General features: G+C 64.9%; 25 protein-coding genes and 2 pseudogenes. 16 read left to right on the top strand and 11 right to left on the bottom strand.

Features of this window, described 5'->3' with window-relative positions; genetic code table 11:
* Together C446_RS07085 and hisA are read right to left on the bottom strand one after the other, a co-directional pair.
* Positions 1 to 1,068: MFS transporter (locus C446_RS07085; protein ID WP_049920082.1), on the bottom strand; the 1,068-nt coding region annotated here is incomplete at its 3' end.
* Positions 1,069 to 1,180: 112 nt separating this feature from the next.
* The gene (gene hisA, locus C446_RS07080; protein WP_006672397.1) at positions 1,181 to 1,981 is read right to left on the bottom strand and encodes a 1-(5-phosphoribosyl)-5-[(5-phosphoribosylamino)methylideneamino]imidazole-4-carboxamide isomerase; all 801 of its coding nucleotides are present in this window, start codon (positions 1,979 to 1,981) and stop codon (positions 1,181 to 1,183) included.
* Positions 1,982 to 2,107: 126 nt separating this feature from the next.
* Here hisA and C446_RS07075 point away from each other — a divergent pair, with 126 nt between their 5' ends.
* From C446_RS07075 to C446_RS17905, 6 genes and pseudogenes are all read left to right on the top strand, one after another.
* Positions 2,108 to 3,955 carry an SLC13 family permease gene (locus C446_RS07075; protein ID WP_006672396.1) on the top strand — a complete coding sequence of 616 codons (1,848 nt, stop codon included), beginning with the start codon at positions 2,108 to 2,110 and terminating at the stop codon, positions 3,953 to 3,955.
* Between the two features lie 272 nt (positions 3,956 to 4,227).
* Entirely contained in the window at positions 4,228 to 4,659 is a 432-nt protein-coding gene (locus C446_RS07070) for a hypothetical protein (RefSeq protein ID WP_006672395.1), read from the top strand.
* A gap of 162 nt (positions 4,660 to 4,821) precedes the next feature.
* Positions 4,822 to 4,974 (top strand): annotated as a pseudogene (locus tag C446_RS18645) (inorganic phosphate transporter); the annotation flags it as partial.
* Positions 4,975 to 5,110: 136 nt separating this feature from the next.
* A pseudogene (locus tag C446_RS07060) lies at positions 5,111 to 6,139 on the top strand (anion permease); the annotation flags it as partial.
* 45 nt (positions 6,140 to 6,184) lie between these two features.
* Positions 6,185 to 6,610: a universal stress protein gene (locus C446_RS07055; RefSeq protein ID WP_006672394.1), complete on the top strand. Its 426-nt coding sequence runs from the start codon at positions 6,185 to 6,187 to the stop codon at positions 6,608 to 6,610.
* Positions 6,611 to 6,643: 33 nt separating this feature from the next.
* Complete coding sequence (locus tag C446_RS17905) at positions 6,644 to 6,802, top strand: HalOD1 output domain-containing protein (RefSeq protein WP_394295206.1); 159 nt, start codon at positions 6,644 to 6,646, stop codon at positions 6,800 to 6,802.
* Between the two features lie 217 nt (positions 6,803 to 7,019).
* On the opposite strand, the gene C446_RS19310 is transcribed toward C446_RS17905, so the two are convergent.
* The 3 genes from C446_RS19310 to C446_RS07050 form a co-directional block, all read right to left on the bottom strand.
* On the bottom strand, positions 7,020 to 7,160 hold the full coding sequence (locus tag C446_RS19310; RefSeq protein WP_169331361.1) for a hypothetical protein: 141 nt from the start codon (positions 7,158 to 7,160) through the stop codon (positions 7,020 to 7,022).
* 350 nt (positions 7,161 to 7,510) lie between these two features.
* The gene (locus tag C446_RS19305; protein WP_169331360.1) at positions 7,511 to 7,669 is read right to left on the bottom strand and encodes a hypothetical protein; all 159 of its coding nucleotides are present in this window, start codon (positions 7,667 to 7,669) and stop codon (positions 7,511 to 7,513) included.
* Between the two features lie 12 nt (positions 7,670 to 7,681).
* The gene (locus C446_RS07050) at positions 7,682 to 7,909 is read right to left on the bottom strand and encodes a hypothetical protein (protein WP_006672393.1); all 228 of its coding nucleotides are present in this window, start codon (positions 7,907 to 7,909) and stop codon (positions 7,682 to 7,684) included.
* A 155-nt stretch (positions 7,910 to 8,064) separates the two neighbouring features.
* Between C446_RS07050 and C446_RS07045 the strand changes: the two genes are divergently transcribed.
* Together C446_RS07045 and C446_RS07040 are read left to right on the top strand one after the other, a co-directional pair.
* Complete coding sequence (locus C446_RS07045) at positions 8,065 to 8,673, top strand: AAA family ATPase (protein WP_006672392.1); 609 nt, start codon at positions 8,065 to 8,067, stop codon at positions 8,671 to 8,673.
* Entirely contained in the window at positions 8,670 to 9,083 is a 414-nt protein-coding gene (locus C446_RS07040; RefSeq protein WP_006672391.1) for an RNA-binding domain-containing protein, read from the top strand. The genes C446_RS07045 and C446_RS07040 overlap by 4 nt, the downstream gene beginning before the upstream one ends.
* A 76-nt stretch (positions 9,084 to 9,159) precedes the next feature.
* Here C446_RS07040 and C446_RS07035 read toward each other — a convergent pair whose 3' ends face one another.
* Entirely contained in the window at positions 9,160 to 9,513 is a 354-nt protein-coding gene (locus C446_RS07035) for a hypothetical protein (RefSeq protein WP_152419391.1), read from the bottom strand.
* A gap of 351 nt (positions 9,514 to 9,864) precedes the next feature.
* Between C446_RS07035 and C446_RS07030 the strand changes: the two genes are divergently transcribed.
* Complete coding sequence (locus C446_RS07030; protein ID WP_006672389.1) at positions 9,865 to 10,803, top strand: CBS domain-containing protein; 939 nt, start codon at positions 9,865 to 9,867, stop codon at positions 10,801 to 10,803.
* A 50-nt stretch (positions 10,804 to 10,853) separates the two neighbouring features.
* Here C446_RS07030 and C446_RS07025 read toward each other — a convergent pair whose 3' ends face one another.
* Together C446_RS07025 and C446_RS07020 are read right to left on the bottom strand one after the other, a co-directional pair.
* Positions 10,854 to 11,831 carry a hypothetical protein gene (locus C446_RS07025; protein ID WP_006672388.1) on the bottom strand — a complete coding sequence of 326 codons (978 nt, stop codon included), beginning with the start codon at positions 11,829 to 11,831 and terminating at the stop codon, positions 10,854 to 10,856.
* 285 nt (positions 11,832 to 12,116) lie between these two features.
* Complete coding sequence (locus C446_RS07020; protein WP_006672387.1) at positions 12,117 to 13,508, bottom strand: signal recognition particle protein Srp54; 1,392 nt, start codon at positions 13,506 to 13,508, stop codon at positions 12,117 to 12,119.
* Positions 13,509 to 13,798: 290 nt separating this feature from the next.
* Here C446_RS07020 and C446_RS07015 point away from each other — a divergent pair, with 290 nt between their 5' ends.
* The 5 genes from C446_RS07015 to C446_RS06995 all read left to right on the top strand — a co-directional run bounded on the left by C446_RS07015 (position 13,799) and on the right by C446_RS06995 (position 17,591).
* Positions 13,799 to 14,053 (top strand): type II toxin-antitoxin system HicB family antitoxin, encoded by a 255-nt coding sequence (locus C446_RS07015; RefSeq protein ID WP_006672386.1) that lies wholly within the window; start codon positions 13,799 to 13,801, stop codon positions 14,051 to 14,053.
* A gap of 58 nt (positions 14,054 to 14,111) precedes the next feature.
* Positions 14,112 to 15,545: a dihydrolipoyl dehydrogenase gene (locus C446_RS07010; RefSeq protein ID WP_006672385.1), complete on the top strand. Its 1,434-nt coding sequence runs from the start codon at positions 14,112 to 14,114 to the stop codon at positions 15,543 to 15,545.
* A 101-nt stretch (positions 15,546 to 15,646) separates the two neighbouring features.
* Positions 15,647 to 16,261, top strand: a complete 615-nt coding sequence (locus C446_RS07005; RefSeq protein ID WP_006672384.1) for an FAD-dependent oxidoreductase — start codon at positions 15,647 to 15,649, stop codon at positions 16,259 to 16,261.
* Between the two features lie 2 nt (positions 16,262 to 16,263).
* Positions 16,264 to 16,896, top strand: a complete 633-nt coding sequence (locus tag C446_RS07000; RefSeq protein ID WP_006672383.1) for a VOC family protein — start codon at positions 16,264 to 16,266, stop codon at positions 16,894 to 16,896.
* Positions 16,893 to 17,591, top strand: coding sequence for an alpha/beta hydrolase (locus C446_RS06995; protein ID WP_006672382.1), 699 nt, complete (start codon positions 16,893 to 16,895; stop codon positions 17,589 to 17,591). Before C446_RS07000 ends, C446_RS06995 begins: the two co-directional genes overlap by 4 nt.
* 30 nt (positions 17,592 to 17,621) lie before the next feature.
* Here C446_RS06995 and C446_RS06990 read toward each other — a convergent pair whose 3' ends face one another.
* The 3 genes from C446_RS06990 to C446_RS06980 all read right to left on the bottom strand — a co-directional run bounded on the left by C446_RS06990 (position 17,622) and on the right by C446_RS06980 (position 20,196).
* On the bottom strand, positions 17,622 to 17,900 hold the full coding sequence (locus C446_RS06990) for a hypothetical protein (protein WP_006672381.1): 279 nt from the start codon (positions 17,898 to 17,900) through the stop codon (positions 17,622 to 17,624).
* Between the two features lie 68 nt (positions 17,901 to 17,968).
* Positions 17,969 to 19,378: a phosphoglucomutase/phosphomannomutase family protein gene (locus tag C446_RS06985; protein ID WP_006672380.1), complete on the bottom strand. Its 1,410-nt coding sequence runs from the start codon at positions 19,376 to 19,378 to the stop codon at positions 17,969 to 17,971.
* Between the two features lie 47 nt (positions 19,379 to 19,425).
* Positions 19,426 to 20,196 carry a class I SAM-dependent DNA methyltransferase gene (locus C446_RS06980; protein WP_006672379.1) on the bottom strand — a complete coding sequence of 257 codons (771 nt, stop codon included), beginning with the start codon at positions 20,194 to 20,196 and terminating at the stop codon, positions 19,426 to 19,428.
* A gap of 135 nt (positions 20,197 to 20,331) precedes the next feature.
* Between C446_RS06980 and C446_RS06975 the strand changes: the two genes are divergently transcribed.
* Positions 20,332 to 20,928 (top strand): NADPH-dependent FMN reductase, encoded by a 597-nt coding sequence (locus C446_RS06975; RefSeq protein ID WP_006672378.1) that lies wholly within the window; start codon positions 20,332 to 20,334, stop codon positions 20,926 to 20,928.
* 236 nt (positions 20,929 to 21,164) lie between these two features.
* On the top strand, positions 21,165 to 21,833 hold the full coding sequence (locus C446_RS06970) for a helix-turn-helix domain-containing protein (RefSeq protein ID WP_006672377.1): 669 nt from the start codon (positions 21,165 to 21,167) through the stop codon (positions 21,831 to 21,833).
* Positions 21,834 to 22,312: the final 479 nt, after the last annotated feature.

Below are 22,312 nucleotides of genomic sequence, written 5' to 3'. Positions count from 1 at the left end.
CCCACCGAGGAAGCCGAGGCTGCCGGCGAGGTTGAATCCGGCCATGGCGAGTCCCCGTTCGCTCTCGTCGGCGATGTCGGTGACAAGCGCCATGGTCGTCGGCGAGACCAGGGCCCCGAGTACGCCGATGGCGACCATCGCAATGGCGGCAAGCGCCACCGTCGGCGCGGCCCCGACCGCGAGGATGCCGGCCCCGTAACACAGCGAGCCGACGACGATCGGAATCGTCCGCCCGACCCGATCGGACAGCGCTCCCATCGGGTACTGCAGCAGGGCAAACGGCGCGAAGAAACACGCGAGCAAGAGCCCCGTCGTCCCGGCTCCGAGGCCGAACGTCTCCTGGAAGTACAACGTCCCGACCAGCGCGAAGAAGCCGGCGGTCATCCGGTCGACGAAGCCGAAGGCGTACGGGATCGACAGCGTCGGCCGTCGGCGCACGCCCTCGAGTAGCGCCCTGGCGCTGCGCCGGTGTGTCGGCGATCGATCCTCGACGACGGTGACGAGCGCACCGACACAGAGCAACAGCGCCGTAGCGGCTACGAGCGGCGCAATCGGATCGATCTCGGTCAACTGACCGCCGACCGGTGCGCCCAGTGCGGCTCCGAGCCCGATAGCGATCCCGGCCGCGCCCATGTTGCGGCCGTGGCCGCCGCCCAAGTCCATCAGCATCGTCATCGTCAGCGAGAGCGCGCCGATCGTCATCGCACCCTGGAAGACCCGCAGGAGAAGCACACCCTCGAACGGGATCGTTCCGATCGCGGGAACGAACGCGAGCAGGCCGTACCCTGCCGCGCCGGCGACGGCACCGGCGATGATAAACGGCGTCCGTTTGCCCGTCACGTCGCTTACGGCCCCCCAGACGCCGACGAAGGCGACGTAGGCCGCGAACTCGGCGACGAGAAACCACATGCTCGCGTCGAGTGGGGTCTCGGCGAACGGCGAGGTCGTCGCGTCGGCCCCCAGCGTCTCCACCAGCGTCGCGATCCCCGGGTACAGCAACAACTGCGAGAAGAGGACGGCGAAGACGACGGTAGCGAGGACGACCCGATCGCGATCTCGCGGGTGCACGACCGCGGCTACGCACCACACCCCTAAGAACTCGTCCGTCTTCGACGGCTAACGGAACCGCGTTCCCGTTCGCGTCTCGAGCAGTCGCGATTGCCGACCGGGATGCCGTCGCTTACGTCCCGTCGGCCTCGTCGAACTCGTCGAACTCGTCGGCCTCGAGTGCGTTTCGCGCTTCCGACAGCGAAAAGTTCCCCTCGTACAGCGCGCTGCCGACGACGGCAGCGGACGCGCCGGCGTCGGCGAGCGCCCGCACGTCTTCGACGGTAGCGACACCGCCGCTGGCGATCACCGGAATCTCGGTCGCGTCAACGAGGGTCCGGACGGGCTCGGTCGCGACGCCCTCGAGTTTCCCCTCGACATCGACGTTGGTAAAGAGGATCGCCGCCGCACCGAGGTCCTCGTAGCGTTCGGCGGCTTCGACCGGGGAAATCCCCGCGCCTTCGGTCCAGCCTTCGACGACCACCTCGCCGTCTTTCGCGTCGAGGCTGACGACCACGCTGTCGGGATACTCGTCGCTTATCTCGGCGACGATGTCGGGGTTTTCGACCGCTGCAGTGCCCAGAATGACACGATCGACGCCGCGCTCGAGCAGGTCGACGGCGTCCTCGACGGTGCGGATGCCACCGCCCAGTTGCGTCGGGACGTCGACAGCGTCGACGACTGCGTCGATCGCGTCGGCGTTCTCACGTTCGCCCTCGAACGCGCCGTCGAGGTCGATCAGGTGTAACGTCTCCGCACCGGCGTCGATCCACTTCCGGGCAGCATCGACCGGGTCACCGTAGGTCTTTTCCGTGCCGCGCTCGCCCTGGACGAGCTGGACGACCTCGCCGTCCTCGACATCGACCGCTGGGATAACCTCGAACTGCTCGTTGCCTTCGGACCCGTCGTCGTCCGCGTCGTGGCTCCGACTCATACTCGAGGGGGCGTGGTCGACGCGAGTAAAAGCGACGATCGACGAACCCGGCCAACGTCCATCACTCACACACTGTTTCGATCTCGTCACAAATGCTTACACGGCTCGCCGGTGTCGACGGAGTCGATGGCGGCCACCGCGCCCCTCACGCAGGCGGCGACCCAGCCGGAGCTGACGACCGACGCTCTCGTCGTACTCGGCGTTGTCCTCCTCGCGCTCGTGTTGTTTCTCACCGAGCGGCTGCCGATCGACGTGACTGCCATCCTGCTGATCGTCGTACTGGTCGTCCTCGAGCCCTGGACCGGCGTCGACCCCGCCACCGGAATCTCGGGGTTCTCGAACGACGCGACGATCACGGTGCTGGCGATGTTGATCCTCAGCGGTGGGGTCGCCCGCACGGGCCTCGTGCAGGCACTCGGACGGCGAATGGCCGCCTACGCCGGCGACAGCGTCCGAAAACAGCTGTTCGCGACCGTCGTCGCGACGAGTCCCGTCTCCGGCTTTCTCAACAACACGCCCGTCGTCGCCCTGCTCGTCCCGGTGGTCACCGACATCGCGAACAGAGGCGACACCTCCCCGTCGAAGCTGCTCATTCCCCTGTCGTACGCGTCGCAGGTCGGAGGAATGCTCACGTTGATCGGTACCTCGACGAACCTGCTCGCGAGCGACATCAGCGCGCGGTTGGGAGAGGAGTACCCCGAACTCGGCGCGTTCTCGATGTTCGAGTTTACCCAGCTAGGTGTCGTCGTCGTGCTCGTCGGAGCCGTCTACCTCGTCTTCGTCGGCCACTACCTCCTGCCGGAACGGGTGCCGGCCCAGGCCGACTACCTCGAGGAGTACGACCTCGGGGATTACGTCGTCGAGGCGGCCGTCGTCCCCGGTTCGTCGCTGGTCGACGGGACCGTCGGCGAGGCAACCGAGGCGCTGGGTCCCGAAGTCGACATCGTCCAGATCGTTCGCGACGACGACCGCTCGGTCGCGCCGCGTCGAGAAACCCACGTGCGAGAGGGCGACGTTCTCGTCGTCCGCACCGACCGCGACGCGATTACAACCATCGGGGACGCTGCAGGGGTCGAACTCGTCGGCGACCCGCAGTCGGATGCGGACCTCGCCGCCGACGAGGGGCTCATCACGGAGTTGGTCGTCTCACTCGATTCCCGGCTCGTCGGCGAGCGCCTCGACCTCGAGCGGTTTCGCGAGGAGTTCAACGCGGCCGTGCTTGGCCTGCGCCACCGCGGCGAGCCCGTCGGCGACCGGCTCGTCGGCACGCGACTCGACGTCGGCGACACGCTGCTCGTCCAGGCACCGCCCGAGACGCTCGATCGCCTCTCGCGGCGCGACGACGTGATCGTCGCCCGCGAGCCGCCCCGTCCCAACTACCGTGCCGAGAAGGCCCCGATCGCCGTCGCTATCATGGTCGGCGTCGTCGCCGTCGCCGCCCTCGATATCTACCCGATCCTGCTTTCGGCGCTGGCCGGCGTCGTCGCCATGGTCGTCACCGGCGTTCTCGAGCCGAACGAACTGTACGATGCAGTCGAGTGGAACGTCATCTTCCTGCTGGCGGGGGTCATTCCCCTCGGGATCGCCCTCGAGGGGTCGGGCGCGGCCGCCTATCTCGCGTGGCTGGTCGTCTCGACGGCCGGGTTTTTGCCAGCGATCGTCGTGCTGTGGCTGTTTTACGTCACGACGGGGCTGATCACCGAAGTCATCAGCAACAACGCGAGCGTCGTCCTCCTGGTTCCGGTGGCGGCGGCCGCCGCGTCGGCGATCGGCTCGAATCCGTTCGCGTTCGTGATGGCGGTCACGTTCGCCGCGAGTACGGCGTTTCTGGGGCCGATCGGCTACCAGACGAACCTGTTCGTCTACGGCCCCGGGGGGTACCGCTTTACCGACTACGTCCGGATCGGCGCACCGCTGCAGTTGCTCCTCTCGATCGTTACCGTGATCGGGATCGCGGTCATCTGGGGGGTCTGAACGCCGCCGGTCGGCCCCTCGGCTCGTCGCGTCGCGACGCTCGTTGCAGCGCCGTGTCCCTTTCTCAGCCGGCCACCAGGCCTTCGACCGTGGCGCGTCTCGAGAGTGGGAAACGTGTTCGTGTCGACAGGTTCGTCGCAGGGTGACAGTAACGATAGCGTCCCAAACTGATTTTATACAGTGTGGTGTACTGACACTGCACATGAGTGTGGGTATCGATCCAGTCCGAAACGGCTCCATGTCCGTAACCAGCTCGGAGGGGTGACCACGCGATGGACCCGCGTCGCGTCGACGCGATCATCGATCTCGGGTACGGAGCCTTGATCTTCGTCTCGATCGGCTTGATCGTCTCGGTCGGAACGCTGGTCGGAGTCGCGTTCGGGCTGGGCGTGCTGATTTCGTACGCGTTACACGTGGCCTGGAAGATGGCCCGATTCGACCCGGACTGGATGACCCAGGCGGTCGAGGAGACCGTCGAAGAAACCGTCGGCGAACAGGTAGAACAGGTCGAACGGACCGTCGAGCAGACGGTCGGTGAAAAGCTCGAGGAGACGGTCGAAGAGACCGTCGGAGAACAGGTCGATGCAGTCCAGGAACAGATCGAGACCGTCGACCGGCGGATCGATCGCCGGCCGCGCGAGGACGAAATCGAGGACCTACTCGAGGATACGGTGACAGATGAGACCGAAGAAGCGGACGGGTGAAACCCACAGCGTTCGAGGATCGCCGTTCGACCTGCGATCGAGCAGCCGATGCTGTCCGGCTCTCGCTCGCCGTGTCGCGAGGTCCAGAACGCCCCCGGTTCGGGCGTCTCGGACGACGAACAGCTACGCCGGCAACTACCGGCACACCACTCGTTCCAACGGATGATTTCGACGCTGCTTCTCATCGGGATTCTCGTTGCGATCTTCGTCGGCTACAACATCGGCGGCGCGACGACGGGACCGGCGTTCGGACCAGCAGTCGGTGCCGGTGCCATCTCGAAGACCGCGGCTGGGGCGCTGATGACGATCTTTTTCTTCGTTAGCCCGTTGCATGTGCAAAATTAGTTGATGCTTGGTACCCGGATGTGGGCATTAGTAGCCAACCCTGTTCAGAGAAACCTGCAACATCATCTGGTTTTTGGCCCTAATTTCGAAAGCGTGCAACAGGGTATTCGTCGGCGCGTGGACGATCGGCCCGCAGGTTATCGATACGCTCGGCGACGATCTCGTGACCGATACCGGCGTCTTCACGCTTGCCTCGAGCGTCGGCGTCCTGTTTTTCGTCGGGTTGGCGCTCTTTTTCGGCAACTACTTCGGCGTCCCGGCGTCGACGTCGATGACGGCCGTCGGCTCGATCGCCGGGCTCGCGCTCGCTGCCGACGCACTCGACTGGGGAGTGATGGGCGAGATCGCCATCTGGTGGATCGTCTCGCCGTTTATCGGCTTCTGGGTGTCGCTGATCATCGGACGGTACTTCTACGCGACGCTCAATCGCCGGATCGCGATCGAGCGCAGTGAGGGGGCGCTGTTCGCGGTCGATCGCTCCGGAATCGCTCCGATCCCGACGTTGAGCGAGACCGCCAGTATACGTGAAGCCGGCGGTATCGTGCTGGTGATCGCCATCGGCTGTCTGATGGCCTACAGCTCCGGCACCTCGAACATCGCGAACGCCGTCGCGCCGCTGGTCGGCAGCGGCGAACTCGAGATGGGGCCTGCGATCATCATCGGCTGTTTCGCGGTCGGTATCGGCACCTTCACTATCGCTCGCCGGACCCTGGATACGATGGGGAGTGAACTCACGGAACTGCCGCTGACAGCGGCGATCATCACTGCGATGGTGAGTTCGGTGCTGGTCATCTTCCTCTCGGCGATCGGCATCCCCGCGAGTTTCGTCATCATCGCGACGATGTGTATCATCGGCCTCGGCTGGGGTCGAGCGACCCGGCCGATGACGGTCGGCGAGGCCGTCCGGGGTGAGGAGTCGGCTCCGGTCTCGGTCGGTGCGCTGTCGACGGACGAGGAAGGTGAGGAACTCCCACCGATCGGCGAGGAAGAAGAGCCGGAGCAAATCCCGAAGGCGTCGGATCTGTTCGATCCGGCGACGACGGCCCGCGTCGTCCTCATGCAGAACGTCGTTCCGGCTATCGCGACGATCGGGGCGTACGTGACGTTCCGGTTCGTTCCGATCTTCGGGCTGTGAGTGGGCCACCCCCGCGCTTATTCCGGTCGCCGTGGGAGAGCGCGTATGGTCGACGATGTCCTCGTCCCGATGGACGGCTCGGAAATGAGCGAACAGGCCCTCGAGTACGCGCTCGAGGTGTTTCCCGACGCCGATATCACCGTGCTCCACGTCGTCGGCGAGCCGTCGCCGATGTGGGGGGCAGCGACGGGACTCGCGCTCGCCGACGACCTCGAGGAGGCTGCCGACGAACGCGCGACGGAAGTGTTCGAACGCGCTCGGGAGATCGTCGACGACGCCGGCACCGACGTCGGTCTCGATACCGCGGTCGAACTCGGACATCCGGTTCGGGCGATCGTCACGACCGCCGGTGAGTACGATACTGTCGTGATCGGGAGCCACGGGGGGACCATTGCGGACCGCATCTTCGTCGGTAACGTCGCGGAGAAGGTGTTCCGGCGATCACCGGTGCCGGTGGTCGTGGTTCGGTGAGTCAAGAATCAGGATAGCAATAGGAAAGACAACATCGTCACAGCACTCGATCGAATCGCGGCCCACGAGGGCAGTGATCCGACGGCCCTCCCACCGCTGTACGAGACCGTCGATACAGTGGCACTGATCCCCTGCTCGAGTTCTCCGCCCCCGTCACCGTCCGGTCCGAGTACACCGGCTACGAGATCGTGATCGGCCCTGATTCACAGGAGATGTCTGTTGCCCTCCTCGAGAACGGACACTGACCCGAGCCTCCCTCCGCGAGACGAGTTCGGTCGGCGAACGGTGGTGGGGTACTCGCTCGGAAACCCGGGTGAGCCGTGGCTGCCACCACCAGTCCGATCGCTCGTGGCTCGAGGCGGAACACACACCTCGTGACAGCGAACCGGTCCTCGACAGCTCGACGACCTCACAGCCCCAGAAACCGGAAGAACAACCCAAGCAGCAGGAGCACCAGCCCGATCGTCGCACCCACGAACGGCGGCAGGATCGGAACCGGAATCAGTATCAACAGGATACCGACGACGACGAGGATCGTAGAGAGTCGCATAGGGGAGCCACCACCTCGAGTGACAAATCCGTGAGGGTCGAGAGACTGAAGCAAACTGGGTCGGAAATTCTTGCCAAAAGTGTTAACATCCATCACGACAAAGCTAGGATAGCCGGGTCGGCTGCACCATCAGAGGCACGAAACCACCCCGGCTCGGCAAACCCCCTACTCCCGCTGTTTCAGGCTTCAAGGCACTCGAGTACACCGCCAGCGAGGACGATAGACCACGGCGGCCGGACGTATGGCAGATCGACGAGGACGGTGTACCCTGGATCGGTCTCCGGACCACACGGATACCGAAAGGAAGTGCGAGCGGCCGTCACAGGTGGACAACAGAACACGGGAGACAGTCAAACTCCCATGAGTACGAAGACCACTACGTAGGAAACGGTCCCGAAGAGAGCGGTCGCCCCCATCCAGACGGCAACGATAGCGGCTGCTTGTCTGCCAGTCATCTCCTCTCCGTCGAGGATCTTACCAAACCGCGAGAGCAGGTTTCCAAGGCTCATACTGAACGCCAATCACGAGGAGGGCAAAAAGTGTTGGTTGCCGAACCAGAAGTGAGCGGGTAGTTCGCAGGCGTACTTGTCGCTCGCCAGGAGGTCACGAAGAGCGAACACGAACCGTGCTATCCCACCTCTCGAGTACGGTCGTCCGTCACTGAGCGTCGGTTCGGTACCACCGAAGACGATGCCGGACAGCAACGCGAACCCGACAACCCGCCCGGCAACGTCGGTCACGCCGAACATCGAGCGGGATCGTCACCGAGAGTTCCCACCTCGCGAGCGGTCCGTCTCGGATTGGAACGGGCCACGAGAGTTCTCCCGAACGCTGTGCGTTCGATAGCCGTCCCACTCGAGTCGAGACACAGTCCTTATGCGGGAGACGCTGCTATCTCGTCTCGATGCACGTCATCGGAACGGTGGGTCTCCCGGGTAGCGGGAAAGGCGAGGCAGCCACCGTCGCACGCGAGGACGGGATTCCCGTGGTAACGATGGGCGACGTCATCCGCCAGGAGACGGCCGACCGCGGGCTCGACCCCGCGAAGGATCACGGGAAGGTCGCCCAGGCGCTGCGCGACGAGAACGGGCCGGCCGCGATCGCCGAGCGCTCGCTCCCGATGATCGAGGACCGCCTCGAGAACAGCGACGCGGTGCTGATCGACGGCATTCGGTCCGGCGTTGAGGTCGATGCCTTCGAACAGCGGTTCGGCGACGACTTCACGCTGATCAGTATCGAAGCGCCGTTCGAGGTTCGGGCCGAGCGGATCGACGCCCGAGGCCGGGACGCCGACGAGACCGACGGCGGCGAACCCCTCTCGGCGCGTGACGAGCGCGAGCGTGGGTTCGGGATGGACGACGCCATGGACCGAGCCGACGTCGTCGTCGAGAACACCGATTCTCTCGAGGTCTTCCACGAGCGGGTCCGGACGATCATCCGGGACGGCCCCGAGGCAGTCGACGGCGACGGGAGAAACGAGACCCAGACCGAGAACACGGAGGCACGCCAATGACCGACATCTACCGCGTCGACGTCGAAATCACGGCCCCCGTCTACGATACGGAGGTCACGAGTCGCGTGGCAGACGCCGTCCGCAACGTCTTCCCGAACGCCGACCTCGAGGAGGAGTTCGGCGAGATTCGAGCCGAAACCCACTCCCTGGAGCACTTTTCCGATCTGTTACGCCGCCAGGAGATTCTCGACACCGCCCGCGGCGAGTTCTTCGCGAACCGCGAGGGTGAGACGTTCACGTTCGCGCTGAAAAAGCAGGCCGCGTTCGAGGACCGAGTGAACTTTTCGGTCGGCGAACCGGATGAACTCGGCGAGATCAGCGTCCGCGTTCGCGTCGAAGAGCCGACCCTCGAGGAGTACGTCGACCACATCGCGCCGCCGACCGAGGACGGACAGCCGGTCGACGGCTAACCGTTTGCACGTTCGCATCCCCCTGGTCCTGATGTTGCTACCGATTTTGCCGGAGAGTAGCGACGCCAGCAGCCGGCTACGATCGGCGACGGCCCAGCCACCAGCAGCAGGCGGTACACAGACCGAACGTCACGGCGATGGCCGCGTACTGGGGCTCGAGCGAAACGGCGTACGCACCCGCGAGGAACAGCGTGACCCCGCTACAGGCCAGCGCCCCGAGCGTGTGCTGGCTCCAGCGCCGGGTTTCGATACCGACGGCGATCACGACGGCGAAGTAGAGGCCGGCGACGCTGATGGCGACCCGCTCGAGCGGCCCCTCGAGAACTGCACTGACGGTGAGAACGACCTGCAGCAGGACCACGAGTCCGAGGACGAGACGGGCGGACATCCCCCAGCCAGGGCCCGTCGCGGTGGAAGTCGGCGACATCATCGTCCGGCAATGATCCACCCAGTGACAAAAAGACAGTGGGAAGCCGCCCATCGGCCGAAGTCCGACGGTCTCGAGGGGTCGGCAGCAACCCGTCTGCCGGAGAACTACTGGACGCGTCGATCGCACTCGAGAGGCCATCGCGGCACGCGACGAGTGTCGAGACGCGAGCAAGTGTGGCGACTGTTGGCTGGGAATATCAGTCCCACCAGTGAACCCCCGCTCCCCCGCTCCCCCGCTCCCGCTGTGAGCGGCCGGAACCCGGCCGATCCATCACGATGTGTGGGTGTTCTCTTCGACGGGGCGTGAACCGAGGCCAAAGAACATGTACGCCGGACGCATAGATTCGTCAACATGAACGAGAGAATTCCGGTCGCCGAGATCATGGTCACCGACGTGGTCACGGCAGAGACCGACGCGAGTGCGACCGACGCTGCGCGACTGCTTCGCGACGAGAGAGTCAGTTCGGTCGTCGTCACCGACGACGGCGACCCGGTCGGCATCGTCACGGAAGGCGACGTCGCAACCCGGCTCTGTTACCGCGAGGACTTCGAGTCACTGCCTCTCGCCGAAGCGATGTCGACGCCCCTCGAGACGATCTCCCCCGACGCTTCGATCGTCGAGACCGTCGACGCGCTGCGGGAGGACGAGCGCGAACACCTGCCAGTGGTCGACGAGACCACGGGCGATCCAGGGACGCTCGTGGGAATCGTCACGACGACGGAACTGTCCTACTACGTGCCGCATCTGGTTCACCGTCGGCGTCGTCGCGACCACGAGCGGCCCCGCCGACAGGTACGAACCGACACCCAGTACGAGCGCGACGACTGGGAGTTCGAGTACCGCGGCGAGGACGAATCGACGGTTTCGGTCGGCGACATCGCCCGCTTCTCGAAGGAGCTTACCGGCGACGACGTCGAGGCGTTCGCGGAGGTGACGGGCGACACGAACCGAGTGCATCTCGACGACGAGTACGCGAGTCAGACCCGGTTCGGGGAACGGATCGTCCACGGCGTGCTCGCAAACGGCGTCGTCAGCGCTGCCCTCGCCCGTCTGCCGGGGCTGACGATCTATCTCTCACAGGAAAGCAGTTTCCACGCCCCGCTGTCGGTCGGCGAGCGCGTAACCGCCACCTGCGAGATCTGTGAAGCCCTCGGCGGCGAGAAGTACCGGATCGAGACCACCGTGACCGACGAAGACGACACCGTCGTCCTCGAGGGCGACGCCGTCGTGTTGATCGACGACGTTCCGTCGGTACCGACGACGGGTGAGGAGTCGGCGGCCGCGGACTGACGCGGGATCGTCGCAACCCGTTCCTTTCACTCTCACTCTCACTCTCACTCTCACTCCGTGCACGCGTCGGCGTCCTCGAGTGCGTCCTCGGCCTCGTCCCGATAGTCGCTGGCCTCGCTCAGGTCGCCGTCCGACGCGGCGGCCGACGCAGCGGCGAACCTCGCGGCCGCCGTCTCGAAGTTGCGACTCTGACAGAGCGCGGTCTCGAAGTGGGGCACGATCCCGGCCGGGGCATCGTCCTTACCGCCGTCGCCAGAGAGCGTCCCCGTCGCGGCCGCGAAGGCCGGCTCGGCCTCCCTGAACGCGTCTTCAGCCGGTCCGTGGTTCATGTCGTCTGCTTCGTCCCGGCCACGCTCGAGGTGTTCGACGCCGTCGACGATCGACTCGTACCCGTCCGCGAGCGTCCGGAGCGAACCGAGCACCTCCGCGAGCGTCGTCGCGCCTGCCTCCACTTCTTCGAGGTCGACGATCGAGAGGGCCTCGAGACGAACCGCGTCCAGTGCCTCGAGTTCGGCCATCGCGTCTTCGAGCCGACCGTCCGCGGCGTCGAGGTCGGCCGTTCGCTCGTCGAGTACGTCTCGGGCCTCCTCGACGTCGGTGTCGTCCTCGCTTAGTGCCTCGGTGACCGCGTCGATATCGTCCTCGAGGGTGTCGTCGGCGACCGTGGCGGTCACTTCGATCAACGCCTCGAGCACGTCCGCGTATCGGCGGAGGGCATCGACGTCGTCGTCCCGATTCTCGAGTTCCGCCTCGGCGGTCTCGAGGTGTTGCCGGGCGGTCTCGACGTGTTCGGTCGGCTCGGACGGATCGAACTCGACGGCATCGGGGTCTTCGGCCTCGCCGACGTCCAGAGCCAGCGCGGCGTCGTTCAACTGCCCGACCGCGCGGTCGAGTTCGCGTTCGCCCGTGCGGTCGGCGACGGCGGCGTCGGTTCCGTCGCCGTCGTCGTTCGAGAGCGCGTCGAGACAGCCCGCGAGCGCGGCCACGCCGATCGCCGCGCCGGAGCCGAGATACTGTCGCCGGTGCATACTACTCGAGGCTTGGTCTAGCCGTTCTTGAAGGTGGCGGCGGGTGACCGGTCACGTCGTTCTGTCGTCAGATCGTCGGGTCGTGAGATCGTCACACCGGGACGGTCCCTCGAGACCGGCGAAGACGACGGAAACGAAGACGTGGCCGGCGGACGAACGACGACGATGACGAGAGCGATCGGGAGTCGGTGAACGCGAACAGAAACAAGAGCAAGAACGAGAATGGGAACGAGAACGAGTACGAGAGTACGAAAGCGAGCGTGAGGAACGGTCGGCGTCAGGTCGTCAGAACGGCCCCATACCGCCCATGCCACCGCCGCCACCGCCGCCTTGCTGTTGCATCTGTTTCATCATGCGTTGCATCTCCTGTTCGGAGCCCATGCCCTGGAACTGCTTGATCGTCTTCTCCATCATCTTGTACTGCTCGAGCAGTTGCCGGACGTCTTCCTCGCTGGTCCCGGAGCCACGTGCGATGCGTTCGATCTGGCTCTGACCGATCGCTTTCGGATACTCCTTTTCGGCTTCGGTCATCGAGTCCATGATGACCTGGAACCGTCGCATCCGGTCCTGGGTGACGTCCATCGCGTCGTCGGGCAACTGGTCTTTGATCCCGCTGCCGAAACCGGGGATCATGTCCATCACCTGGTCGAGCGGCCCCATGTTGTTCATCGCCTCCATCTGTTTTTGCATATCGTTCAGGGTGAACTGCCCCTGAAGCATGTCCTCGGGGTCCCAGTCTTCTTCCTCGATCTCCGTCTGCTCCATCGCGCGCTCGACGCGCTCGGCGAGCTGGGAGAGATCGCCCATCCCGAGCAGCCGGGAGATGAAGCCGTCGGGCTCGAAGCGCTCGACGTCCTGCACTTCTTCGCCGGTCCCGAGGAAGGCGATCGACGAGTCGGTCTGGTCGACGGCGGTCAGCGCACCGCCACCTTTCGCGGTCCCGTCTAACTTCGTGATGACGACCCCGTCGATCCCGATCGACTCGTCGAACTGCTGGGCCTGGTCTTTCGCGCCCTGACCGATCGCGGCGTCTAACACGAGCAGTGAGGTATCGGGCTCGACGACGCCCTCGATCTGCTCGATCTCGTCGATGAGGTCGTCCTCGAGTGCGTGACGGCCTGCGGTGTCGACGATGTGAACGTCGGCCTCGCTGGTCTCCTCGAGGCCGTTGCGCGCGATCTCGACCGGATCGTCGTTGTCCGGGTTGCCGTAGAAGTCGACCTCGGCGCGTTCGGCCATCTCCTTGGCCTGGTCGTAGGCACCGGGTCGGAAGGTGTCGGTCTGTACGACCGCCGGGCGCAGCCCCTTCGTCGAGAACCACCAGGCCATCTTCGCCGCGGACGTGGTCTTACCGGACCCCTGGAGACCCGCAAGGAGGATGGTCTGTTCCTCGAGGGGCAACTCCGTGGAGTCGCCGATGAGGTCGACCAGCTCCTCGTAGACGATACGGAGGACGAAGTCCCGTGCGGGGGTGCCGGCGGGTGGCTCCTCTTCTAGGGCTCGTTCCTCGATGCTGTCGGACAGTTCCTGAACGAGTGAGATGTCGACGTCGGCGGAGATCAGCGACCGCTGGATCTCCTTGACGATCTCGTCGACGTCTTCCTCGCTGATTCGTGACTTCCCACGGAGCTTGTCGAGACTGCCCCGCAGAGAACTCCCGAGATCGTCGAGTACCATTTGCAGGAAGTACGGGGCGACGGCGTTAAAGGCTTTTTCTACGTGCGACTGCCGCCTGTGCCGGGCGCGAGTCGTCGCTCGCGGTGCTGATCGACCGACTGCGGGGCCGTCTCGAGTCCACCGGATCGTCGCTGGGCTCCAGTCGCCGGTCCGAAGGAGTGTCGGCACGGCTCGGGGTGGAAGTCTCGAGGAAGCAGTGATCGGCTGGGACGGGTGGGGTGTCGACCCTGGGGGTCGACGGTGGAGTCGTCGTCGGTGCGTATTTCACTCGACGGCGAATACCCTCTCCCATGAGTTCCGAGGACGAGGAAACGGAACCCGTCGCTCTCGAGGACGTCGACGCCGACCCCACGGAGTACGACGCCCTCGGGGACGCGGAGGTAACGATGCGAGTCAACGAACACGGCCTCTACATCGTCGATCACGAGGAGACTGGCGTCTCGAGTCAGGGGCAGACCCCCGCGGACGCGGTCGCGAACCTGGCCGAAGCCGTCGCCTCCCACGAACAGGCGATGTCCGGCGGCTCGGGCGACGACTGGCTCTAGCGGTCGACCGGCCAGCGCACGGACTCGTTTTACGGCCCCGGCCGTGGTCGACTCCCGCATGACCGAGTACGACCTCGTCGTCGTCGGTGGGGGATCGGGCAGCCAGGTCGCGACTGCTGCCGCCGAGCGTGGCCTCGAGGCGGCCGTCGTCGAGCGTGGCCCGCTCGGGGGAGCCTGTATTACACGGGGCTGTATCCCCTCGAAGGCACTTATCCACCGCGCGGACGTGGTCCGAGAGGTCCGTCGCGCCGAGCGAGCGGGGATCGACGCGACCCTCGAGGGCGTCGCCTACGGCGAGATCACCGACACGATCCACGACGCTGTCTACGGGAAAGCCGAACGACAGGCAGAGAATCTCGAGGAAGCCGAGAACGTCACGCTCTACCGGGGCGAAGGACGGTTCGTCGACGACCACACGCTCGAGATCGAACCCGTCAGCGGGGACGCGACGACCGAGGAAATACGCGGCGATCGGGTCGTCGTCGCCGTCGGGAGTCGGCCGATGGAGCCACCTATCGACGGGCTCGAGGAGGTCGACTCCCTCACCAGCGACGACGCGCTCTATCTCGACGAGCAGCCCGCCGAGCTCGTACTCGTCGGTGGCGGCTACATCGGGGCCGAGCTTGGCTATTTCTTCGGGGCACTGGGGACCGACGTCTCTATCGTCGGCCGCAGCGACCAGCTGATCCCCCGTGAAGACGACGCGGTGAGCGACCTCGTCACGGACGCACTCTCCGGGTACTGTGATCTCTACACGGGTCACGAGGCGGCCTCGGTCGAATCAGGAGCCGATGGCCGGGTGACCGTCACTGCAACACCGACCGACGGCGACGCGGACGACGCCGTCGAAATCACCGCCGAGGAACTCCTCGTCGCGACCGGACGAGTCCCCAACACCGATACCCTGAACCTCGAGGCGACCGGGATCGATACCGACGACTCGGGATACGTCACGACCGACGAGTCCCTCGAGACGACCGTCGACGACATCTGGGCGCTCGGGGATGCCATTGGCGACGCGCCGTACAAACACGCCGCGGACGACGAGTCGCGAGTCGTCGCGGCGAACGCACTAGAAAACGAAGGTCGGGAGGTCGACTACGACGCCATGCCCCACGCGATCTTCACCTCGCCACAGGTTGCAAGCGTCGGGAAGACGGAAGACGAACTCGAGGACGGCCGCCAGTACGAGTCCGCGACGGTCCCGTTCGACGTCTCGCCGCTGGGTACGATTCTCGAGACCGACGGGCTCGTGAAGGTGCTTGCAGCGCCCGACGGCGAGATTCTGGGCTGTCACGTGGTCGGTCCGGAAGCGTCGGCGCTGATCCAGGAGGTCGTCGTCGCGATAGACCGCGCCACGGGCACTGTCGCGGACGTCGTCGAGACGGTCCACGTTCATCCGGCGCTGTCGGAGTCGGTCTACGCAGCGTTCGACGAGCTGGCCGACGAAGAGGTCTCGACGGCACCGGACTGGCGGGACGTCGGGAACTGACAGTACCGGGCGGGGGCGGGGCAGGGGCGGTAACGGGAGTGTTACGTGATTGGTTCCGGGTCCCTACTACGTTAATACGGCTGCGGTAACATAATGTAACCGTGAGCGACGATACTGACGACACGACTTCGGACGCATCGGTACTCGTAGTCGGCGGCGGCCCCGCCGGTCTGAGCGCGGCGCTGTTTACTGCGAAAAACGGCCTCGAGACGACGGTCTTCGACACCGACGAGACCTGGATGCACAAGGCCCACCTGTTCAACTACCTGGGGATCGGCTCGGTCGGTGGCAGCGAGTTCATGGCGACCGCACGCCAGCAGGTCGACGACTTCGGTGCCGATCGCCGTCAGGGTGAAGAGGTGACGGCCGTCAGCGAGACGGACGACGGGTTTGCCGTCGAGACCGCCGACGGCGAGTACGACGCCGACTACGTCATCCTCGCGACGGGCGCGAACCGCGACCTCGCGGCGGAACTGGGCTGTGAGTTCACCGACGAGGACGTCGTCGATGTCGGGGTCGAGATGGAGACCAGCGTCGACGACCTCTACGCGACGGGCGCGATGGTTCGCGTCGAGGAGTGGCAGGCCGCGATCGCGGTCGGTGACGGAGCCGCTGCCGCGCTGAATATCCTCTCGAAAGAGAAAGGAGAACGATACCACGACTTCGACGTGCCCGCAGACGCCGAACGGGTCTTCGGAGCGGAGCTCGCGGAGTAACGATGTCCGAACCCGACTCGGACGCCGACGAAGTGCCGGTCACGCCCGAACTCCCCGACAGCCCCGTCCACACCACCGGGACCGACCACATCACCATCTGGGGTAGCAACGCAGCGGACACCATCGCGTTCTACCGCGATCTGCTCGGGATGCCCCTCGTCTTGCGCCAGCCGAATCTGGACGATCCCTCCCAGACGCATCTGTTCTTCGACACCGGCGACGGCCGCATCCTCACCGTCTTCGTCAGCGACGATCGACCCTCGGCACGCGGCCAGCGCGGCGGCGTCGGCGCGGTCCACCACCTCTGTTTCAGCGTCGATCACGAGGAGTACGAGGACGTGATGGCGGCACTCGAGGAGGCGGGGCACCAGTACAACGTCTTCGACCGCGGGATATTCCACTCGATCTACACTCAGGACAACAACGGGCTAGTGATCGAGCTCTCGGCGGACAAGTACGAAATCCCGGACGACCGCCGCGGTGAGGTGCTGGCGAAAGCCCAGCAACTCCGTGAGGCGGACGGTGCGGAGTACGCCAAGGACGAACACCTCCGGAACGCCATCGACGAACTCGGCCTCGAAGTCGTCGAACACGACCTGCCCGATGCGAGTGCGGGTGTCGGGGGCGTCGAATGAGCCGGCGGGGTCGGAGGGAGGGTCCCGGCTCGGGACACCAGGGCGAGGACCCCCACGGCGACCAGCCGCTGGTTTCGGCCGGGACGGAACTCGAGGACGCCGAGGCCGCAGTCGTGCTCGTCCACGGTCGCGGTGCGACGGCTCGGAGCATTATCGGGATGGCCGACGAGATTCATCAGGCTGGCGTCGCCTTCCTCGCACCCCAGGCAGCCGCAAACACCTGGTATCCGAACTCGTTTCTCGAGCCAGTCGAGCACAACGAGCCTGGTCGAACGTCGGGCCTGAAAGCAGTCGAGAACGCTATCGGCGAGGCCGACGATGCCGGCATTCCAGCCGAACGCGTACTCGTGCTTGGCTTCTCTCAGGGGGCCTGTCTCGCAAGCGAGTTCGTCGCGCGTAACCCACGACGGTACGGCGGCCTCGCCGCGCTGAGCGGTGGGCTCATCGGCGACGAACTCGAAGACACCGAGGCATACGCGAGGGAAGGCAGTCTCGAGGGGACCCCCGCTTTCCTCGGCTGTAGCGACAGCGATCCCCACATTCCCGAGACGCGAGTCCACGAGACGGCCGACGTGCTCGAGGGGTTGGACGCCGACGTGACGACGCGCATCTACGAGGGGATGGGACACGGCGTGAACCGCGACGAACTGGCCGCCGTCTCGGAACTGGTCGCCAGTCTGCTCGAGGACGAGTAACCGGCCAATCCGGTTCGACAGCCGTGACAGCTACGACAGCAACCGCTCGTGGAAGGAGGGGACGAGGTCGAACGCCGCGGCGGCGAGCACCAGACCGAGACCGAGAACGGTTCCGGCCGAGACGTACCCGAGGGTCAACGAGGCGGTAGCAAGCGCCTGGGTACCGGCCCAGACGAATACGAGTCCCAGACCGAGAAGAACGATCGTGGCGAACACGTCGAACAGTGCGTCTTTGATGCCCTCTCGAACCGCCAGGTAAATCTCCTCCTGACCGAGTTCGGTTGTCCCGTCGCCTGTATTCGCCTCCATACGATCGACCAGCACCCATCAATTTAAAAACACGTCGTTCGGCAACAGTCGACGTTGCTCGAGCCCACCTACACCAGCGGCTCGACCAGTTGCTCGCCGGCCTCAAGCAACTCCCCAACCCGCTTTTCGTCCGTCGCCTCGGCGTAGACCCGCAGGACGGGTTCGGTGCCGCTCGGACGGACGAGCAGCCACGAGCCGTCGGATAGCAGGAGTTTGAACCCGTCGTCGGTGTTGACGGTTTCGACCTCCGTTCCGGCGACGGCGTCGGGAATCCCGTCGCCCAGATCGTCGATCACGCGGGTCTTCTCGTGATCGGGGCAGGCGACGCTTATCTTGTCCTGGACGACCGTGCCGTGGTCCTCGAGCAGGCGATCGACGCGTTCGTCCAGCGGTTCTTCGGCGTGCATCGCGGCCGCAAGCAGGGCCATCAGGACCCCGTCTTTCTCGCGGACGTGGCCGCGGATCGTAAACCCACCCGACTCCTCGCCGCCGACCAGGGCGTCGCCGTCTGCCATCGCCTCGGCGACCCACTTGAAGCCGACCGGTACCTCCCTGACCGACGCGCCGTGGGCCTCGGCGACGCGGTCGATCAGGTACGTCGTCGACACGGTTCGAACCGCGGACCCCTCGGCGTCCTCGAGCAGGTAGTCGTACAGCGCGGCGAAAAAGAGGTTCTCGTCGAGGTAGCCCCGGTCGGGCGTGACGATCGCGATCCGGTCGGCGTCGCCGTCGTTGGCGATCCCCAGGTCCGCGTCACCGTTCGTGACCCGATCGATCAGTTCCTCGAGGTTCTCAGGCGCGGGTTCGGGCGCGCCGCCGCCGAACTCGGGGTCGCGATCACAGCGCAGGCAGTCGACCGCGAGACCGGCCCGCTCGAGGACGGCGTCGGTCGTCCCGCGGCCGCTGCCGTGCATGGCGTCGTAGGCGACGGTCAGTTCCGCACTCGAGAGGTCGAAGTCGCCGTTCTCGCCGGCATCGGTCAGCGACGCAACCAACTCGAAGACAGTATCGGCGTGAGGAGTTGCCAGATCGACCTCCTGTACGGAGCCGTGCTGGTCTTCGGGAAGCGGATCGGGTTCGGCGAGCCGATCGGCGATGGCGTCGGTGACCTCGGGCAGCGCCGGCGCGCCGTCGCCGGGAATGAACTTCACACCGTTGTACTCCGGCGGGTTGTGCGAGGCAGTGATCGCGAGCCCGCCGGCGAGGTCCCGTTCGACGATGGCGTGTGCCACCAGCGGCGTTGGCCGGTCGCGTTCGGGAACCAGCACGTCGATCCCGTTCGCACACAGCACCCGGGCGAGTTCCTCGGCGAACCCTCTCGAGGTCTCCCGGGCGTCGTACCCGATCACGACCGGTCGGTCGTGTTCCTCGTCGGCAAGGTAGGTCGCAACCGCCTGTCCGACCATCCTGACCCGAGGAGTCGTAAACTCCGCTAGGGTCGCCCGCCAGCCGTCAGTGCCGAAACTGATCGTCTCCATACGCATTCGCTTCACGCCAGCGGGCAAAAGTGCGACGCCGTCCGTTCTCACTCGTCGCCCTTGCGAAGCGACCAGACCTGAATCGAGTGGCCGTCCGAGAGCGGCTCGTCGGTGAAGTCACCGGTCGCCGAGAAGGATTCGAACGGGGAGAGACGGGCGAGCAGTTCGAGCTGGCGTTTCGGAAGCATCGCGAGGTGCTCTTCCTCGGTGAACACGAGCGAGCCGTCGGCGTCGTACAGCTCCGTCTCGACGGTGAACAACTGTTCGACCTCGTCGGCGATCAGCGTCCGGGAGCGGAGTTGGTGGGTCTCACCGCGGTAGTCGATGTCTTTCGACTGCCACTGGCCGTAGTCCTCGCAGATGATGTCGAAATTCGGAACGAAGACATCGAAGACGAACCGGCCACCGGGAACGAGCGCGTCGTGGACCGACCGCAACGCCGACAGCTGTGCGTCGACAGCCGTCAGGTTCTGAATGGCGTTGAACGGACACGTAACCAGCCCGTACCGACGCTCAGTCTCGAACGACGCCAGGTCCGCCTGCCACACCGACGGCTCGAGATCGCGTTTCGCGGCGGTCTCACGGAGCACCGCGAGGGCGTCCCGCGAGCGGTCGAAACCGTCGGCGTCGACGCCGGCCGCGAGGAGGTCGAGGTAGATTCGGCCGGTCCCGCAGGTCGCCTCGAGGACTGGCTGGTCGGTCTCGCGGGCCAGGTCGACGTAGAACCCGACGTCCGGTCGGTCGGCGTCCGGCAACGTCGCGTCGTAGAACCGGGCGCGTTCGTCGCGATACGTTTCGTCTGAATCGTCTTCGGCCATTGGTGGGCGGACTCGAGCCAGCGAGAAAACTCTTTCCGGATGATACGAGCGCGACGGTATCCTGCCAGGTCGACGCTGCTGGTCGACTCGAGCCCAGACGACGGAGCTTTCAGAATCGAAGTGGTACGCTCGACCATGACGAAGACGCCGACGGTGGTTGCCGTCTCCGGGAGCCTCCGTGCCGAGAGCTACACTCGAACCGCCCTCCAGTACGTCCTCGAGGCCGCAGCCGAGGCAGGTGCAGAAACGACGCTGCTCGACCTTCGCGAGTACGACCTCCCCGTCTACGATCCCGACCTCGAGGACGCCGAGCAAGGCGACGCCCGCGAGGTCAAGCGTCTCGTTCGTGAGGCCGACGCCCTCGCGCTGGGCACGCCGGTCTATCACGGCTCCTACTCCGGGGCGTTGAAAAACGTCCACGACTACTGTGGCTGGGACGAGTACGAGGAGACCACCGTCGGCCTGCTCGCGACCGCGGGCGGTGGCAGCTACGGATCGACGCTCGAGCACCTCCGCATGACGGTTCGGGGCGTCCACGGCTGGGTGCTCCCACACCAGGTCGGGATCAGGAACGCCTCGAGTCGCTTCGTCGACGAGCCGGACGCGATCGACGGCCGGGGGTTCGCGGACGACGATCTGCAAGAGCGCGTCGAAAAACTCGGTCGGAAGCTCGTGGAGTACGGCTTTATCGATCCCGACATCCCCTCGCCGCGAGCAGAAGCCGACGACTGAGACGGATTGGTGGCTTTGTTGAAAATCTCAATCACTGATAGTTTGGGATGTTCGTGCTGAATAGAGGGCGCGAATGTAGTACGAGATTCAGTCCAATTTGCGAAGGTAGTGATCACTCACTACGAGATGCGTAGTCAGCAAGTCGAGTGCAATCAAGAGCGGATCGGCGAAGTCATTCGGCCCTGCCACACTGCTCTGTGGGAGGTTTTTACAGCCAGCGTGATGTCGTTCGAGTAATGGCTACTGAGGCAACCTTTACCGTTCCATCCGATCAGTTCCCCCTCGGCACCGTGTTCGCACAACTGCCGGACGTGACGGTCGAACTGGAGCGACTGATCCCGTCGCGTGACGTGGTGATTCCCTACTTCTGGGTTCGAGGAACAGAAGTTGAGGATGTTGAGGGAGCGTTTTCTGACCACTCGGGCTTGAAGCAAATCCAACTCGTCGATTCCGTCGAGGACGAGTATCTACTACGTGTCGAGTGGTCACTCGAATACGACGACGTGTTGAGTGTGCTGACCGAGACCGAGATCCCGCTCATCAAAGCAACCGGCACGAACCAGCAGTGGACGTTCGACATCCGCGGGGACACACGAAGCGATATTGCAACCGTTCATTCTCGCTGTCGGGAGGTCGGAATTCCGATCACGCTGACGGAACTGCACGCACTGACGCCGGTTGAGACCGAAACCGAAGCAGCGCTCACTGAGACGCAACAAGACGCGCTGGTACTTGCTTACGAGCGTGGGTACTTCGAATCTCCGCGCGAGGTGACGATGGAAGAACTCGGCGACGAACTCGGAATTTCCCAGCAAGCCGTCGGCTCTCGGCTCCGCCGTGGGATGAAACACATCCTCGGAAGTACCCTTCCCCCCACGGAGGATTCGAATAATAAAACCGTATAAAAAGCTATTGTATACCCAACAGCAGTCCTGAGGGGGCTACCCGTCTAAGAAGAAATTATGCCCGCGGGAGAGAGCAAACGGACAATCGGTAAATGTGTCGATTGCGGAGCTGTCTATGCATCTATGCAATGGCCTGACGGCACGGCACAACCGATTGGGGCGAGAAACGGGTGCGACTGCGGATCAACGGAGTTTCAGACCGTCGAAAAGACGAGTACTGAGGCTGTCCGTGATGACTGAACTGGCCGACTATCGGGAGACGCCGGGCTTCTGAGCAGTCTGAGGAGATACACGAACCGACCGTGGTGAACTCATCCTCTGACGGCACCGTAGAAAGGGGTGTTCCGCCGGGAACACCCCGACCCAGCAAAACAGTGTGATCACTCCGAATAAGCGATTCACTCACTCAGCAAGACGATGAACTCACGCTGTGACCCGACGAAGAGGCTGTCTCTTATACACATCTCTGATGGCGCGAG

The organism is Halobiforma nitratireducens JCM 10879, from assembly GCF_000337895.1.
Taxonomy (GTDB): Archaea; Halobacteriota; Halobacteria; order Halobacteriales; family Natrialbaceae; genus Natronobacterium; species Natronobacterium nitratireducens.
The sequence above is the reverse complement of the archived record's forward strand: the minus strand, read 5'-3'. Positions and strand labels throughout refer to the sequence as shown.

Excerpts from the sequence above, each read along its gene's own strand:
- hisA (WP_006672397.1), bottom strand. The coding sequence starts at position 1,981 with ATGAGTCGGAGCCACGACGCGGACGACGACGGGTCCGAAGGCAACGAG.
- C446_RS07075 (WP_006672396.1), top strand. The coding sequence starts at position 2,108 with ATGGCGGCCACCGCGCCCCTCACGCAGGCGGCGACCCAGCCGGAGCTG.
- C446_RS07070 (WP_006672395.1), top strand. The coding sequence starts at position 4,228 with ATGGACCCGCGTCGCGTCGACGCGATCATCGATCTCGGGTACGGAGCC.
- C446_RS07055 (WP_006672394.1), top strand. The coding sequence starts at position 6,185 with ATGGTCGACGATGTCCTCGTCCCGATGGACGGCTCGGAAATGAGCGAA.
- C446_RS19310 (WP_169331361.1), bottom strand. The coding sequence starts at position 7,160 with ATGCGACTCTCTACGATCCTCGTCGTCGTCGGTATCCTGTTGATACTG.
- C446_RS19305 (WP_169331360.1), bottom strand. The coding sequence starts at position 7,669 with ATGAGCCTTGGAAACCTGCTCTCGCGGTTTGGTAAGATCCTCGACGGA.
- C446_RS07050 (WP_006672393.1), bottom strand. The coding sequence starts at position 7,909 with ATGTTCGGCGTGACCGACGTTGCCGGGCGGGTTGTCGGGTTCGCGTTG.
- C446_RS07045 (WP_006672392.1), top strand. The coding sequence starts at position 8,065 with ATGCACGTCATCGGAACGGTGGGTCTCCCGGGTAGCGGGAAAGGCGAG.
- C446_RS07040 (WP_006672391.1), top strand. The coding sequence starts at position 8,670 with ATGACCGACATCTACCGCGTCGACGTCGAAATCACGGCCCCCGTCTAC.
- C446_RS07035 (WP_152419391.1), bottom strand. The coding sequence starts at position 9,513 with ATGATGTCGCCGACTTCCACCGCGACGGGCCCTGGCTGGGGGATGTCC.
- C446_RS07030 (WP_006672389.1), top strand. The coding sequence starts at position 9,865 with ATGAACGAGAGAATTCCGGTCGCCGAGATCATGGTCACCGACGTGGTC.
- C446_RS07025 (WP_006672388.1), bottom strand. The coding sequence starts at position 11,831 with ATGCACCGGCGACAGTATCTCGGCTCCGGCGCGGCGATCGGCGTGGCC.
- C446_RS07020 (WP_006672387.1), bottom strand. The coding sequence starts at position 13,508 with ATGGTACTCGACGATCTCGGGAGTTCTCTGCGGGGCAGTCTCGACAAG.
- C446_RS07015 (WP_006672386.1), top strand. The coding sequence starts at position 13,799 with ATGAGTTCCGAGGACGAGGAAACGGAACCCGTCGCTCTCGAGGACGTC.
- C446_RS07010 (WP_006672385.1), top strand. The coding sequence starts at position 14,112 with ATGACCGAGTACGACCTCGTCGTCGTCGGTGGGGGATCGGGCAGCCAG.
- C446_RS07000 (WP_006672383.1), top strand. The coding sequence starts at position 16,264 with ATGTCCGAACCCGACTCGGACGCCGACGAAGTGCCGGTCACGCCCGAA.
- C446_RS06995 (WP_006672382.1), top strand. The coding sequence starts at position 16,893 with ATGAGCCGGCGGGGTCGGAGGGAGGGTCCCGGCTCGGGACACCAGGGC.
- C446_RS06990 (WP_006672381.1), bottom strand. The coding sequence starts at position 17,900 with ATGGAGGCGAATACAGGCGACGGGACAACCGAACTCGGTCAGGAGGAG.
- C446_RS06985 (WP_006672380.1), bottom strand. The coding sequence starts at position 19,378 with ATGGAGACGATCAGTTTCGGCACTGACGGCTGGCGGGCGACCCTAGCG.
- C446_RS06980 (WP_006672379.1), bottom strand. The coding sequence starts at position 20,196 with ATGGCCGAAGACGATTCAGACGAAACGTATCGCGACGAACGCGCCCGG.
- C446_RS06975 (WP_006672378.1), top strand. The coding sequence starts at position 20,332 with ATGACGAAGACGCCGACGGTGGTTGCCGTCTCCGGGAGCCTCCGTGCC.
- C446_RS06970 (WP_006672377.1), top strand. The coding sequence starts at position 21,165 with ATGGCTACTGAGGCAACCTTTACCGTTCCATCCGATCAGTTCCCCCTC.